General features: G+C 41.2%; 17 protein-coding genes. 11 read left to right on the top strand and 6 right to left on the bottom strand.

What is annotated here, in order from left to right:
• Positions 1-52: 52 nt before the first annotated feature.
• Complete coding sequence (locus tag MMAH_RS04385) at positions 53-964, top strand: hypothetical protein (protein WP_013037333.1); 912 nt, start codon at positions 53-55, stop codon at positions 962-964.
• Positions 965-1,047: 83 nt separating this feature from the next.
• On the opposite strand, the gene MMAH_RS04380 is transcribed toward MMAH_RS04385, so the two are convergent.
• Together MMAH_RS04380 and MMAH_RS04375 are read right to left on the bottom strand one after the other, a co-directional pair.
• On the bottom strand, positions 1,048-1,263 hold the full coding sequence (locus MMAH_RS04380; RefSeq protein ID WP_013037332.1) for a hypothetical protein: 216 nt from the start codon (positions 1,261-1,263) through the stop codon (positions 1,048-1,050).
• 536 nt (positions 1,264-1,799) lie between these two features.
• Positions 1,800-2,726 carry an IS5-like element ISMem1 family transposase gene (locus MMAH_RS04375; RefSeq protein ID WP_157198696.1) on the bottom strand — a complete coding sequence of 309 codons (927 nt, stop codon included), beginning with the start codon at positions 2,724-2,726 and terminating at the stop codon, positions 1,800-1,802.
• A gap of 619 nt (positions 2,727-3,345) precedes the next feature.
• Between MMAH_RS04375 and rpl7ae the strand changes: the two genes are divergently transcribed.
• The 8 genes from rpl7ae to MMAH_RS04330 all read left to right on the top strand — a co-directional run bounded on the left by rpl7ae (position 3,346) and on the right by MMAH_RS04330 (position 8,292).
• A complete protein-coding gene (rpl7ae, locus tag MMAH_RS04365; RefSeq protein WP_096711624.1) occupies positions 3,346-3,708 on the top strand; it encodes a 50S ribosomal protein L7Ae in 363 nt (120 codons plus the stop codon).
• Between the two features lie 29 nt (positions 3,709-3,737).
• A complete protein-coding gene (locus MMAH_RS04360; protein WP_013037328.1) occupies positions 3,738-3,953 on the top strand; it encodes a 30S ribosomal protein S28e in 216 nt (71 codons plus the stop codon).
• Between the two features lie 6 nt (positions 3,954-3,959).
• Positions 3,960-4,148 (top strand): 50S ribosomal protein L24e, encoded by a 189-nt coding sequence (locus tag MMAH_RS04355; protein ID WP_048902116.1) that lies wholly within the window; start codon positions 3,960-3,962, stop codon positions 4,146-4,148.
• Positions 4,149-4,162: 14 nt separating this feature from the next.
• A complete protein-coding gene (gene ndk, locus MMAH_RS04350; protein ID WP_013037327.1) occupies positions 4,163-4,612 on the top strand; it encodes a nucleoside-diphosphate kinase in 450 nt (149 codons plus the stop codon).
• 44 nt (positions 4,613-4,656) lie between these two features.
• Positions 4,657-6,432 (top strand): translation initiation factor IF-2, encoded by a 1,776-nt coding sequence (infB, locus tag MMAH_RS04345; protein WP_048902256.1) that lies wholly within the window; start codon positions 4,657-4,659, stop codon positions 6,430-6,432.
• 28 nt (positions 6,433-6,460) lie between these two features.
• Entirely contained in the window at positions 6,461-6,865 is a 405-nt protein-coding gene (locus MMAH_RS04340; protein ID WP_013037325.1) for a 30S ribosomal protein S6e, read from the top strand.
• Between the two features lie 152 nt (positions 6,866-7,017).
• Positions 7,018-7,377: a DUF4389 domain-containing protein gene (locus MMAH_RS04335; RefSeq protein WP_013037324.1), complete on the top strand. Its 360-nt coding sequence runs from the start codon at positions 7,018-7,020 to the stop codon at positions 7,375-7,377.
• Positions 7,378-7,503: 126 nt separating this feature from the next.
• Complete coding sequence (locus tag MMAH_RS04330) at positions 7,504-8,292, top strand: helix-turn-helix transcriptional regulator (RefSeq protein ID WP_013037323.1); 789 nt, start codon at positions 7,504-7,506, stop codon at positions 8,290-8,292.
• Positions 8,293-8,298: 6 nt separating this feature from the next.
• Here MMAH_RS04330 and MMAH_RS04325 read toward each other — a convergent pair whose 3' ends face one another.
• The 3 genes from MMAH_RS04325 to pdxS form a co-directional block, all read right to left on the bottom strand.
• The gene (locus MMAH_RS04325) at positions 8,299-8,703 is read right to left on the bottom strand and encodes a pyridoxamine 5'-phosphate oxidase family protein (RefSeq protein WP_013037322.1); all 405 of its coding nucleotides are present in this window, start codon (positions 8,701-8,703) and stop codon (positions 8,299-8,301) included.
• Positions 8,704-8,778: 75 nt separating this feature from the next.
• Positions 8,779-9,378, bottom strand: coding sequence for a pyridoxal 5'-phosphate synthase glutaminase subunit PdxT (pdxT, locus tag MMAH_RS04320; protein WP_013037321.1), 600 nt, complete (start codon positions 9,376-9,378; stop codon positions 8,779-8,781).
• 19 nt (positions 9,379-9,397) lie between these two features.
• A complete protein-coding gene (gene pdxS / locus MMAH_RS04315) occupies positions 9,398-10,294 on the bottom strand; it encodes a pyridoxal 5'-phosphate synthase lyase subunit PdxS (RefSeq protein WP_013037320.1) in 897 nt (298 codons plus the stop codon).
• A gap of 317 nt (positions 10,295-10,611) precedes the next feature.
• Between pdxS and MMAH_RS10745 the strand changes: the two genes are divergently transcribed.
• Together MMAH_RS10745 and MMAH_RS04310 are read left to right on the top strand one after the other, a co-directional pair.
• Positions 10,612-10,737 (top strand): symporter small accessory protein, encoded by a 126-nt coding sequence (locus tag MMAH_RS10745; protein WP_013037319.1) that lies wholly within the window; start codon positions 10,612-10,614, stop codon positions 10,735-10,737.
• Positions 10,734-12,317 (top strand): sodium:solute symporter family protein, encoded by a 1,584-nt coding sequence (locus MMAH_RS04310; protein ID WP_013037318.1) that lies wholly within the window; start codon positions 10,734-10,736, stop codon positions 12,315-12,317. The genes MMAH_RS10745 and MMAH_RS04310 overlap by 4 nt, the downstream gene beginning before the upstream one ends.
• A gap of 21 nt (positions 12,318-12,338) precedes the next feature.
• Here MMAH_RS04310 and gyrA read toward each other — a convergent pair whose 3' ends face one another.
• Complete coding sequence (gene gyrA / locus MMAH_RS04305) at positions 12,339-14,813, bottom strand: DNA gyrase subunit A (RefSeq protein ID WP_013037317.1); 2,475 nt, start codon at positions 14,811-14,813, stop codon at positions 12,339-12,341.
• Between the last annotated feature and the right edge of the window lie 6 nt (positions 14,814-14,819).

The following is a 14,819-nucleotide window of genomic DNA, read 5'->3' as shown; positions in this document are numbered from 1 at the left end:
TTAGAAAGACTATCGTTGTTAAATTCAACAGGGATGACTTTGGAGTGAATTCATGAGTCCTAGAAAAAAAGATGAAAAAAAATATACAAAATATGTAGGTATATTCCTTGCAGTAATAATGGTCGGATCAATCGGCATGTTCTTTTTCAGTGGCGGTTCAACCAACAACAATAATGAACAGACATCTGAAAATGTTCAGGCAGCCGGGTTTGAGAGTGTGCCGGGGAAACATGTAAGTATTTCCTTCAACTCCATCCATGACGGTCTGGAAGCCACTCCAGAAAACGTTACCAATGCCATGTATATAGATTTTGCTTCCACAAAGGGGACACCATTACAGTACCTCGCAAGTAATATTTATGTAAAAATGTACACTAATGCAAATATTTCAATGTACAATAACTTTTACAAGTCAAATGTTACAAAGATGTATATTGCTGGTTATAGAAATTCCTCACGGATAGAAATGCACGATATAAATCCACAAATAGTGGCATTTCCTTATTATATGGCACCTGAAACCTATAAAGGATATCAACCTCTTTTATTAAATCAAGGGACATATAGAGCCATTATTGGAAAACCGATCATCTTAGGAGATCAGCAGAGTGTCGAGGATACCATTGATGTCATCGAAGGGGATACTAACTCTAGCCAAAATTTCAAACAAATTTTGAGATTTGCAAATGAGAAGGCTCCCATACAGCAAATTATTGATGTGGATGATGAATCTGCAGATGAATATTATATCGAATGGAGCATTGACGGATACAATACTTTTAAAAGAACCTCCATTTATGGCAGTCCTGCAGAAAGTACAATGACTAAACTTACAGAAAGAGCTTCTAATGCAAGTCAAAGAGGGCTCGAATATAATATCACAAGTTACGGAAATATTACTAAGGTGGACATAACTACAAATTCATCTAATTTGGGTGCACTTTTAGAAGAACCATCTCGGTAACTTTTTCCTTCTTATTTTTTATTATTGAGTACAACATTGTCTGATTAAATTAAAAAAAGAGATTAGAATAATGTTGTATAGGCTTAATTACTATATTTTCTGCCGAAGAACAACCCCATAATTAATAGAACAAACATTGAGATTCCAAATGTGAAACCTGACAACGCATTTGATGATTTCTCATATTCTTCAGTTCTATCTACCATTGATTCATAAAACCACTGAGTATCACTTTCTAACATATTTTCCATTGATTCCCAATATGCTATAGTTGACTCTGTTGTGTCTTTTTCATACATCAGAAAAGACAAGTCATCACTTCTGTAAGTGTTCCATTCTGATTCACTAATACCATAGTTATAATTGCTATTCAAAATCGTGTTATAGATCACAGGAGTTCTTTCGATAGCTTCATTTAACTTCGATAAAGATTGTTTTTCGATGTAGTAAGCTTGCTTTTCAGCTTCAATAAGATCTTCAGCATCTTGGAGAGTTCCACCCTTTTTTATTCTGTTTTGGATATTAATTATTTCAGTGGTTGCATCAACTTTATCCTGATATATATTTTTTATAGCAAGAGAAATATCGGCAGCTTGTTGTGCATTTTGCTTTTGTTTCTTTGTACTTGCATCATCTCGAATATCAGTCCAAAAATCAAAATATGACTCAAATGTGTCAATGTTTTTTCTGTATGTATCTGCATTTTGTATATTTAGGCTATAGCTATCCTCGTCAAAAAGATAATAAAGAGCTAAATCATGTTTTATCAGATATTTTACCGTATTTTCATTTGTAACAAGATTGCCAGTGTTCGCATCAATAATAATTTGGGATTTTATGCTTTCCCCCTCATAAATAGTACAAACATAGGCTCTGTAGAAATCCTCATTTGAATAATTATTGAAACAGAGATAGCCCTATCTATATTATGAATTAATAATTTGAACTTGACCTCTTTGACCTGATTTCTGTATTTTGTTGCCCTCAGTTCTTCCCTATACTTCCTTTTCAAAACAGAAAACATCGTCTCTACCAGGTTTCTATAATGATAGATGTCTTCATCAAACTCATCTCTCATTTTTCGACGATATTTTCCTTTGATCTTCTTCCTTTTTCTACATCTTACAGGTATGATGGCTTCTGCTTTCAATTCTTCATTGATTAGAGCATGTATCTTCTCAGAATCATATCCTTTATCCATCAGATAACAATCAGCTTTTCTCCTTTTGTGACATTGTCTAAGCAATGTCAATGCATGCTTTGCATCATGCACAGGCTTACCTGAAATCTTAAAACCAGTTACAATGAACTTCTCAACGTCAACAGCTATACTTGTTTTCAGATACGACCGTCTTTTCTTTCCTGTTCTCACAGAATAATAGTAACTACAATGTCCACCTGTAAATCCACTTGAATCAATAGCAATCAGAGGTATTTTTTCACCATGTGAATAGAATAGTTTCAGAGTTTGGTGAAGTAAGCTATTGAAATAGAAAGAAGATATTCTATTGGTAAATTTATGTAATGTTGTGAAGTGAGGTACGTGTTTTATACCAATCTTGGACTGAACTCTATCCATTAACTCAACAAGTCTAACAACATCTCTATAGTTCTTACCTGTGTACTCTTTGACCAATACCAAAGTCAATAACTGATGCTGAGTATATTTTCGTTTGGAATACTTACAACTGTAGATTGGAAGATGAGATCTTCCAGCTACAGACATAGCTGTATCGATAAAGTTTAAGTAATCGCTTGACAAAACACATTCATCCCCTTTGTGTTTTTTATGGTCAAAATCACATTGGGGACCTCTTCTTATAAAAATAATAATGTATTAGTGGAAGTTAGAGGAAAGGGTTTCTACAGAGCCCAAACATAATACATGTTATTGTTATATTCATAAGGCCCGTAGGCTTCACATGTTTCCCCTTCATAAGCATAAGAGGAAGCAACTTTTGAAGCTTCATATTCACTTATCTCAGCTGCAATTGCCGTAAATGAACTCAAAATTAAGATAAAAAGGACCACACTTATTATTTTCCAAAATTTCATCATATCACTTCACAAAATATAATAATACAACACTACTAATATTGTAGTATGTGCCATATAAAGTTTTTTATGTACTATGCTTTCTAAATCAGTTATTTATTTAATAAAAAGGTGTTTTGTAGAATAGAATGGACAGTACCAGAAGTTTTATAATCGATAGGCATATTCAAGAAGTGCTATCGAATTGTCGCAAGTTATATATGTACCAGTGGCGATTCATACCAAATACTCCAACGAATGTAAACAGTATGGTAGAATTGACCTTTGTTTGCATCTATACAATGAATAATGACAAACCGCGGTGTTAAACCGTGATTTCGAAGGAGATAGAAATTATGGCAAAATTTGATGTTCCAGATGAACTAATAGATAAAGCTCTTGAAGCAGTAGAAGTTGCCAGAGATACTGGCAAGGTAAAAAAAGGAGCTAACGAAGCTACAAAGGCTGTAGAAAGAGGTATTGCAAAACTGGCAGTCATTGCAGACGATGTTGAACCTGCAGAAGTAGTAGCTCACATTGGTCCTCTTTGTGAAGAAAAGAATGCACCTTACATCTATGTAAAACAGCAGAAAGAACTCGGAGCTGCCTGTGGAATAGGCGTTGGCTGTGCTGCAGTAGTAATTACAGATGCAGGTAAGGGCGCAGAGACCATCGAAGACCTGGCCGAAAAAGTCAGTGCTCTCAAATAAACTTATCCATAAAAAAGGAGTAATTCTCCATGGCAGATGAAAACTTAGGATATGCCGCGGAGGTCATAGATGTCATCGGCAACACCGGTATGCATGGCGAAGCAAGCCAGATCCAGTGCAGAGTACTGGATGGTCGGGACAAGGGCAGGATCATCACCCGTAACTGCATGGGCCCTGTTCGTATCGGCGATGTGCTGATGCTGATGGAGACTTCCAGAGAGGCAAAGAAACTTACAACAAGGTGATGCGCAATGGAAACCAAGAAATGCTCTTTCTGCGGAACTAAACTGGTACCGGGGACTGGTGTCCTTTTTGCAAAAAAGGATGGTTCTACCTACAATTTCTGCTCCTCTAAATGCAGGAACAATTACAAGATGGGTAGACTTCCAAGGCGTACTATCTGGACCGAAACGGGCAGAAACTACATGAAGAAAGCCTGATGAGGAATTAATCAATGGAACGCACATATGTTATGATCAAACCAGACGGAGTCCAGAGGGGACTTATTGGAGAGATCATAGGAAGAATCGAGAGGAGAGGTCTCAAGATAAGTGCAATGCGCATGAATGTTATCGATGAGAATGATGCAAAGGAACATTACAGTGAACACTGCGAAAAGCCATTTTTCGGTTCACTTATATCCTATGTAACTTCCGCTCCTTCAGTTTCAATGATTGTTGAAGGTAAGGATGCAATAAAATCCATGAGGACAATAAATGGTGCCACCAATCCATCCGAAGCAATGCCTGGTACAATAAGGGGCGATTTTGCTCTTGAGACCGGCAGGAATGTGGTACATGCATCCGATTCAGTGGAATCAGCGGAAAGAGAAATCAACATCCATTTCAAGGATGATGAAACAAACGAATATACCCGTATAGACGAAGAATGGCTCTATGAGTGAGTACCCTTTTGCTCACTCCCCTGTTTCTTAAGGAAGGGATGCATATTACCGATAACGAAAATCTCAGGACACCCATTGTATGCGTTATGGGACATGTGGATCACGGTAAGACCACACTGTTAGACAGGATACGTGGTAGTTCTGTGGCTGCAGGAGAAGCCGGTGCGATCACCCAGCATATCGGTGCAACGGAAGTAATGATCGATTCCATAATAGAACGTAGTGGTGCTTCCGGGATGAAGAACAATTTCATAGTACCCGGCCTTTTATTCATAGATACTCCGGGACACCATGCATTCACATCCCTGCGTAGCAGAGGAGGAGCACTTGCAGACCTGGCAGTGGTAATTGTAGACATTAACGAGGGCTTCATGCCCCAGACAAAAGAAAGTCTGCAAATACTCAAACGGTTCAAAACTCCTTTTGTGGTTGTTGCAAATAAGATTGACAGGATACATGGATGGCAACCACATGAAAGCGCTAGTTTTCTGGAAACTTACAACAAACAAAGTGAACGTGTAAGAACAGATCTTGATAACAAATTCTATGAAATTGTCGGGGAACTATATAACAGTGGTTTTAATTCTGAACGCTATGACCGTGTTTCTGACTTCCAGAGAAATATAGGAATAATACCAATAAGTGCGATTACCGGCGAAGGTATACCTGACTTGCTTATGGTATTACTCGGACTGGCCCAAAAATTCCTCGAATCCAATCTTCACTATAACGCAAGTGGACCTGGTGAAGGAACAATACTTGAAGTAAAGGAAGAAAAGGGATTGGGAACTACCATCGATATTATTCTCTATGATGGGACCCTCAAAAAAGGGGACACGATTGTAGTTGGAAGTCTTGGGGAGCCCATTCAGACCAAAGTGAGGGCTTTGCTAAAACCAAATCCAATGGGTGAAATATCCGCCGAGGAGAAGTTCCAGAATGTGGAATCAGTTACGGCTGCTATCGGTGTAAAGATATCTGCACCAAATCTTGATGATGCACTGTCAGGAGCCACTGTCAGGGCAGCCAGCCCGGAAAACATTGAAAATATTGTTGAAGAGGTTCAAGAGGAACTTGACGAGGTACAGATCAGTACGGGTACCACAGGCATAACTCTCAAAGCAGATACAATCGGATCACTGGAAGCACTTGTTAATGAACTCCAGAAGGAGGATATACCCATCAGAAAAGCCGAAGTGGGAGACATATCCCAGAGGGATATTATCGAAGTTTCGGCTATCGAAGATCCTTTTAATGCAGTTCTTATCGGCTTTAATGTGAAGATGTTACCTGATGCAAAAGAAAAAGCAAAGGGCTCCGAACTTAAAGTATTCCAGAATGATGTTATTTACAGGCTTATTGATGATTATAAAGACTGGGTTCAAGAAAAGAAGGAGAAATCCGAAAAAACGATATCTCAGCTCATAGTCAAGCCTGCAAGATTCCTGCTTCTTCCGGAATGTACGTTCAGACAAAGCAAACCTGCTGTTGTTGGTGTAAGAATCACAGGTGGAAAGGTCAAAACTAACATCGGTGTTACAGATAACAGTGGTAAAGTTGTAGGTACAATCAAAGGACTCCAATTAGAAGGAGAAAACATCAAGGAAGCCAGTGCAGGTATGGAAGTTGCAATGGCCATTGATGGACCTACAGTAGGTCGCCAGATCAAAGAAGGTGATGTACTTTACTCAAATATTCCTGAAAAACACGCAAAGGTGCTTGAAACGGAAATATTTGATTCACTTTCGGCAGATGAAATGGAAACCCTCGATGCTTTCCTTGAAATAAAACGCAGGGATAATCCGTTCTGGGCTAAGTAATAATATTAATTGATGTTGGAGGTAAATAATGGTAGATTTCAAAATTGTCGTATCAGATCCAAAAGCCAAAGCATACCAGTTCGATGTAAGTGGTGCCGAGGCAAATAAGTTCATAGGAAAAGCAATAGGCGAAACTGTAGAAGGAACAGTAGTCGGTCTTCCCGGTTACACCATCCAGATAACTGGAGGAAGTGACAGAAGCGGTTTTGTAATGCGCAAGAACGTACCCGGTCCAAAAAGGCAGAGGTTACTCATAGCCGAGGGTGTCGGATATAAACCAAAAGACAAAGGAATGCGTCGCCGTAAGATTCTCAGAGGAAGGGAAATCGCTCCGGATATTGTCCAGATCAACACAAAGGTTGTTGGATACGGAGACAAAACCATCAACGAAATTCTTGGTGGCGGTGAAGAGGGAGAAACTTCCGAAGAGTAAATCTCCCGCCCTTTTTTATTTCAATTGATATTTCACCCCTGAATACCCGTTATCGACTACACATTATTATATCTTCAATTACATTATAATACAATAGTTATTTATAAAAATTAATTATATTGTATATATAGAGAATTGAGGATAGATGTGGCATGGACATCCGGAATCCAAATATGAAACAGCTCTTCTCTTATGAGAAGAAAGCCAGCAGACTAGAATTGTTTTTCAGGATCATTTATTCCATTCTTATAGGAATTGTACTCTATATATACGGGATATTTACAGGAATCTGTCTTGTCCTTCAATGGTTCATAATCCTTATTGCCGGAAGAAGAATCGAGGGACTTAACCGTATCATAAAGGGCTACCTTGAGTATTACACTCATGTCATAGGATATCTTTTCCTCACAACTGATACCAGACCTTCCATAAAACCGCCTTCAATAGCAATATTTGAAAAGAAGCTGTACTATGACAGGGACACGGTAGAGATTATAAAAAACGATAACTGATAGTAAAACGGTATTCACTCAAAAGTTTAAATAGATATAATCCAACAGACATATATAAAATATATAAAAGAAGTCAATTTGTGGACATATTTTATACCAATTAAACGTAAAGCAGGAAGAGTATATATGAAGCGCTCACTTATTGATATAACATGTTTTTCCGAAAAACGTAAGGGTCTTCTTCTCCTGCTTATGGAAGGCAAAAAGGATATTGATGAAATAAAAGAAATTCTCGATGAAACTTCGCCTTCAATTCTTCCCCAGATAAAAATATTGAAAGAAAACGGCCTCATAGTTCAGGAAAATGGTATGTATTCATTAACCAGAATTGGCATGCTTCTGGTGCACATGCTCCAGGAGGTCTTTAAAACATTTGATGTACTTGAAGATCATTTTGATTATTTAAATGAACATGATTTAACCCCTATCCCAAAAGAATTATTGCTCCATATCGGAGAATTAAATAATAGTGAATATATCGTACCATCCCTTACAGATGCATTCGATCCTTTCGCAAAAATAAAACCACTTACAAAGGCCTCTACCTGGATTAAAGCTTTTATTGCAGTTTATCATCCAGATTATCCCCCGCTTGCCTCTGAAATGGCCTCAAAGGGAGCAGACATATCACTGATAATGACCGAACCAATATTTGAAAAAATGAAAAATGATTATCCTGAAACAACCCAAATACTCAAAAATTCAGACAATTCCCGCATATTGATTTACAAAGGAGAAGTTATGCCCTCCTTACTAATTGCTTCTGATCAATATTTCCTGTTATCCCTTATGTTTAAAACATGCCGTTATGACAACAGTTACCTTATGGGTAAAGAAAAAGCAGCCATAGAATGGGCAACCAAACTTTATGAATGGTATGAAAAAGATTCAGAGTTAGTCCCAAAAAAGGACTAACATGTTTTAGAGTAACTTCTTTCCAGCTTCAGGGCCGCCTTTACACTCAAAGACATCGGTAATTTTCATGACAATCAGAGCCTTGGCAGGGTATTTCTCTCCTTTTTCCTTTGCCATGGCATATGCATCATCGTACTCATCACCTTCAGTCTTAATCTCAACATCTCCTTTTATCTGGAAGCAGCCCTTTGAACCTTCCCCCCACACATAAAGTGATGCTTTAGGATTTTCTTCAAGATTATTGCGGGTTTTCATAAAGTAGTTATCCACAATCCAGATAGTTGCATCATCCACCAGTTTGCACATACCGATAGGAATTACATTTGGTATACCGTCTTTAGAAGCGGTGGCAAAAGGAAGCGGCCTGACACTGGCAATTGATTCTTTCATATCTTCTGTGAGTTTTATCATATTTAAATCTCCTTGATAGATAATAAAATAGTAAGGTAGAGGTATATTACATTTATGATTTTTAAATTTCTGACTTCAGATACCCGAAATCATATCCAGGAAATAATGATGTAGCCGTAGATCAGGTGTCAGTTCGGGATGGAAAGCAAGAGCAAGTACATTGTTTTGTCTTGCTGCTACAATTCTCCCATTAATTGTTGACAATACATCAACTTCCGGGCCCGCATCCATGATTGCAGGTGCCCGGATGAAAATTGCTGTATAGGGATAATCCAGGAATGGAAGATCCAAATCAACTTCAAAGGACTCCCTCTGCCTTCCGAAAGCATTCCGGTTCACTTTCACATCCATCAGACCGAGAAGATGCTGATGGGTCTTATGTACCTGTTCGTCCCCGCGAGTTGCAACAAGGATCAAGCCGGCGCAGGTGCCAAGGACAGGGATGCCGTTCTTTGCAGCATTCTGAATTTCACCTGCAATCCCTTCTCTTTCAATCAGGCGGCCCAATGTTGTACTTTCCCCGCCGGGTAGTATAACGGCATCACACAGGGGCACAATGCCTTCATGACGGATTTCCAGCACTTCTCCTTCAATGCCCTTTTCACAAAGAGCACGTTCTACGGCATCAATATGTTCGGAAACATCACCCTGTATGGCGATTATACCGATACGCATCAATTTCACCGTTGATAATTTACCAGCCACGTGTCTGCAAAGCTTCTTCAGGGGGTATAGTATCAGCACTCATGCCCTTCATTCCTGAACCAATTCCCCTGGAAATCTCTGCCAGTTTTTCGGGGTTATCATAATTGTTAACGGCTTCCACAACTGCTTTGGCCATCATTTCAGGATTCTCAGCCTTGAATATTCCAGAACCTACAAAAACACCATCCGCACCCAGTCTCATCATGAGAGCAGCATCTGCGGGAGTGGCAACACCACCTGCTGCAAAGTTTACCACAGGCAAACGCTGTAAGTCTGCAGATTCCAGAACAAGTTCTATGGGTGCTTCGATATCACGCGCAACCTTGATGAGTTCTTCCTTATCCTTGCCGGCAAGTTCACGTACTTCACCCATGATCTTTTTCATGTGGCGCACAGCCTCACGAACATCCCCGGTACCTGCTTCACCTTTGGTACGTATCATTGCCGCACCTTCATTGATGCGCCTCAGGGCTTCACCAAGATTTCTTGCACCACATACAAAAGGAACAGTAAACCCGGTTTTATCAATATGATACATTTCGTCTGCAGGAGTCAGGACTTCAGACTCATCGACCATATCAGCTCCCAGGGATTCAAGGATTTCGGCTTCCACAAAATGCCCGATCCTGGCCTTTGCCATTACAGGAATTGTTACGGTATCAATTATCTGCGCAACGATTTCCGGGTCTGCCATCCTGGCCACTCCACCTGCCTTACGGATATCAGCCGGAACTGCCTGCAGGGCCATTACAGCCACAGCTCCTGCTTCTTCGGCGATTCTCGCCTGTTCGGGGTTGGTTACATCCATGATTACCCCGCCTTTCTGCATTCTGGCAAACCCTCTTTTAATGAGTTCAGTACCGTGCCTTAAGTTTTCAAGTTCCATCTCATAAGCCTTCTTTTTTTTAATCGGATATAGGGTCAATAGTAAGTATATTTACATAAAAAGATTTGGTCACAGCATCCTTCTGCGGAATTATATGGAAAATATCCTACGTACCCTATATTCTTTTTGGGTAATTCAATAGCTTGTGTGAAACTCGCTGATTACCAGAAATCAGGCAACATCCGGTGCTTTCTTTATTGAATAAAAAAGTAACAGACAAGTATTTTCCAGATATTAACCCTGTTACACATTCCAATAAAAACATATTTATGAAATATGTTAGCATGTGTCAATATAGCATATATAGAGGTGCCCTCATGCTTGGAATAGAAGACCCCCAAATATGGATAGCATACATCCTGTGTATAGCCGGTGCAATAAGCTGCATGATATACGGTATACTGAAATGGAATGACGGCGAAGAAACGGAGGCATGCTCATGATAAGCACACCAGTCCTTGGTGTAATTGTCCTGATCTACCTCATGATAATTTTTTATCTGGGAATGCTTGGATACAAAAAAACAAAGGAAATTGACGATTATATGGTCGCCGGCAGGCACATCAATCCCTATATACTTGCCCTTTCCTATGGTGCCACATTTATCAGTACCTCGGCAATCATTGGTTTTGGCGGGGCTGCCGGTGCACTGGGAATGGGATTGCTCTGGCTTGCGGTAATGAACATCATTGTCGGGATTCTCATCGCATTTGTGTTTTTTGGATCCAGAACGCGCCGCATGGGATTAAGACTAAAAGCGGTTACATTTCCTGAGTTACTAGGACGCAGATTCCAGTCACGTTTCATACAGGGTTTTTCGGGTGCGCTAATTGGAGTATTTATGCCCCTTTATGCAGGAATCGTACTGATTGGAGGAGCCCGTTTTGTTGAAGCAACACTGGGCATTAATTATGATGTTGCAGTCCTTTTACTTACGGTAATTGTTGCAGCATACGTTATCACCGGGGGTTTGATAGCAGTTATGTACACCGATGCCCTTCAGGGAGCATTCATGTTCGTAGGAATGCTTGTCCTGCTTACACTTACCTATATCAAACTGGGAGGGATCACTGAAGCACATCAGACACTCACAGCAATGACACCCCTGGTTCCTGATTCACTTGCAGCAGGGGGACATCTGGGATGGACGGCAATGCCCGCCTTGGGCTCGCCTATCTGGTGGACATTGGTATCTACCCTGATACTGGGAGTGGGTATCGGTGTCCTTGCCCAACCTCAACTGGCTGTTAGGTTCATGACAGTGGAGAATGACAGGGCATTGAACCGGGCAGTCCTTGTAGGCGGGCCATTCATTTTGATGATGACAGGGGTTGCCTTTATAGTCGGTTCTCTTTCCAATGCTTTCTTTTACAAAACAGAAGGGTTGATATCCGTAGCTGTAGTGGGAGGAAATACCGATCTGATAATTCCACAATATATCAACGATGCAATGCCTGAAACTTTTGTCATCCTATTCATGTTAACCTTACTGGCAGCCGCCATGTCAACCTTAAGTTCCCAGTACCATACAATGGGAACATCAATAGGACATGATTTCTATCGCCAGTTTGTCAAGAAAGGTGAAGTCGGCAAAACTGTCAATATTACAAGATTGGGAATTGCAACAACCATTCTGATAAGTGTGATATTGGCTTACATCCTGCCTATTAGTATAATCGCCCGTGCCACAGCAATCTTTTTTGGATTATGTGCAGCGGCCTTTTTACCGATGTATGCAGGAGCTTTGTTCTGGCCACGCATGACAAAAGAGGGAGCGACTGCAAGCCTGTTAGTTGGAACCTTTGCAAGCCTGTTCTGGCTGGGTTTTGTTCATGCAAAAGAAGCAGTCCCGCTGGGAATCTGCAAATTCATATTCGGAACGGATACTCTCCTGACCGGCACCTGGACAGTTGTGGACCCGATTCTCGTTGCAACACCCCTTGCAGCAATCGTAGCCGTTGTTGTTAGTTATATGACAGAACCGACACCTACAGAACATATAAAAAGATGTTACGGGAAATAAGTGTAACCTTAAAGGCTACACTTACTCCTCTTTTTTAATCCTGGCCAAACTGACCAATTTATCCTTCTCCCTGATATTCATAATTTTTACACCCTTGGTGTTACGCCCCTGCACCCTAATATCTGTCACAGGGATACGCATCACAATGCCGGCAGAGCTTGTCAGGATGATCTCATCATCATCTTCCACTGTTTTTACAGTGACCACGGGACCATTGCGCATATCAGTGAAAATGGTTATCACTCCCTGCCCTCCACGACGAAGGGTGCGGTACTCATCAAATGGCGTGCGTTTGCCAAAACCATTCTCTGTAACGGTCAGCAGGGTACCATCAGAATCTACAACATCCAGGCTTACAATAACATCCGGACCTGCCAGTTTCATGCCCCTCACACCACGGGCAGTCCTGCCCATCACACGCACATCTTCTTCAGAGATACGCAGGGCTTTACCATGCCTTGAAGCCAGCATTATGTCCTGATTTCCGTCGGTCTGGAGAACATTTACAAGTTCATCCCCCTCTTTCAGGGAAATCGCAATAATACCGGCCTTGCGGGGATTACTGAAATCCGAAAGACTGCAACGTTTCACAGTCCCATCACGGGTGCCCATGAACAGGTAGCGATCATTCTCAAAATCATGCACCGGGATCATAGCATTTACTGATTCCCCTTCAGCAAGTTCCAGCAGGTTCACAATAGCCTTCCCTCTGGACTGGCGGCTTCCCCGGGGAATATCATAGACCTTTTGCCAGTAAACCTTACCACGGTTTGTGAAAAAGAGGATATAATCGTGGGTAGAAGCCACAAAGATGCTTCCCACAGTGTCATCCTCCTTTGTTTCCATCCCTCTCACACCACGACCGCCCCGATGCTGCATATTATATGTCTGGAGAGGGATATTCTTGATATAACCACTCTGTGTAGAGGTTACAACCACTTCTTCCTCGGGTATCAGGTCTTCATCCGCAAGTTCTTCACGGCTAGATTGAATAAGGGTTCTGCGCTCATCACCATATTTATCCTTCAACTCCAGTACTTCATCCCTGATAATCGCATATTTACGCTCATCGTTTGCAAGGATATCTTTAAGGTCGGCAATTGTATCGATCAGACCATTATACTCTTCATCGATCTTTTGCCTCTCCAATCCAGTCAGACGCTGCAGCTTCATGTCCAAAATGGCTTTGGCCTGAATTTCATCCAGATCGAAATTACTTATAAGCCCTTCCCTTGCCTCCTCTGTGGTAGAAGAGCCGCGTATCAATTTGATAACTTCATCGATGTTATCCAACGCGACCTTTAGCCCCTGTAGAATATGTGCTCTTTCCTCGGCTTTCCTTAGATCAAAAACTGTACGCCTACTGATAACATCTATACGATGTTTGAGATATATCTGGATCAGTTCCCTGAGATTAAGAACGCGAGGGACCCCGTCAACCAGAGCCAGGTTAATGATACCAAATGTGGTTTCAAGCTGGGTCTGTTTGTAGAGCTGGTTAAGCAGGACTTTGGGGTTGGCTGCCTTCTTAAGTTCAATTACCACCCGCATACCTTCCCTGCCGGATTCATCCCTCAGATCCGAAATACCCTCTATTTTTTTATCCCTCACGAGGTTGGCGATGGATTCCACAAGGCGTGCCTTGTTCACCTGATAAGGAAGTTCGTATACAACTATGCGGTATTTATCATTCTTCATCTCCTCTATCTCAGTCACTGCACGCAGGTAGATAGGGGAACGTCCTGTCTCATAGGCACTCTTGATCCCACTGGTACCCATTATGATACCACCAGTAGGAAAATCCGGTCCTTTAACGATCTTTCGAAGTTCTGCAAGTTCAGTTTCAGGGTCATCAATCAATTTGACAGTAGCATCCACGACCTCCCCGAGATTATGAGGAGCCATGTTGGTCGCCATTCCCACAGCAATACCGGTGGAGCCATTCAAGAGCAGGTTTGGCAACTTTGAAGGCAGGACTTCAGGTTCCTCCAGGGAACCATCATAGTTAGGCTTGAAATCAACAGTTCCCTTTTTGATATCCTCAAGCATTTCAGTGGTTATTTTATCCATGCGGACTTCTGTATAACGCATTGCCGCAGCAGAATCACCATCAACAGATCCAAAGTTACCCTGCCCATCTATTAACGGATAACGCAGGGAAAAGTCCTGGACCATACGCACCAAACTGTCATACACAGCAGTATCACCGTGCGGATGGAACTTACCCAATACATCACCCACTACACGGGCAGATTTCTTGTACGCCTTATCATGAGTAATACCGGCTTCATTCATCGAATGAAGAATACGGCGATGTACCGGCTTCAGACCATCACGGGCATCAGGTAGTGCCCTTCCCACAATAACACTCATCGAGTAATCAATATATGAACGCTTCATTTCATCCTGGATAAGCACCGGAACTACACGTCCACCTTCTCCGTCATGCTGTTCGATTTTTTCATCGAGAGGATTTATATCATCATAGTCTGCCATTTTTTA

The sequence above is a fragment of the Methanohalophilus mahii DSM 5219 genome (genome assembly GCF_000025865.1).
GTDB lineage: Archaea > Halobacteriota > Methanosarcinia > Methanosarcinales > Methanosarcinaceae > Methanohalophilus > Methanohalophilus mahii.
The sequence above is the reverse complement of the archived record's forward strand: the minus strand, read 5'-3'. Positions and strand labels throughout refer to the sequence as shown.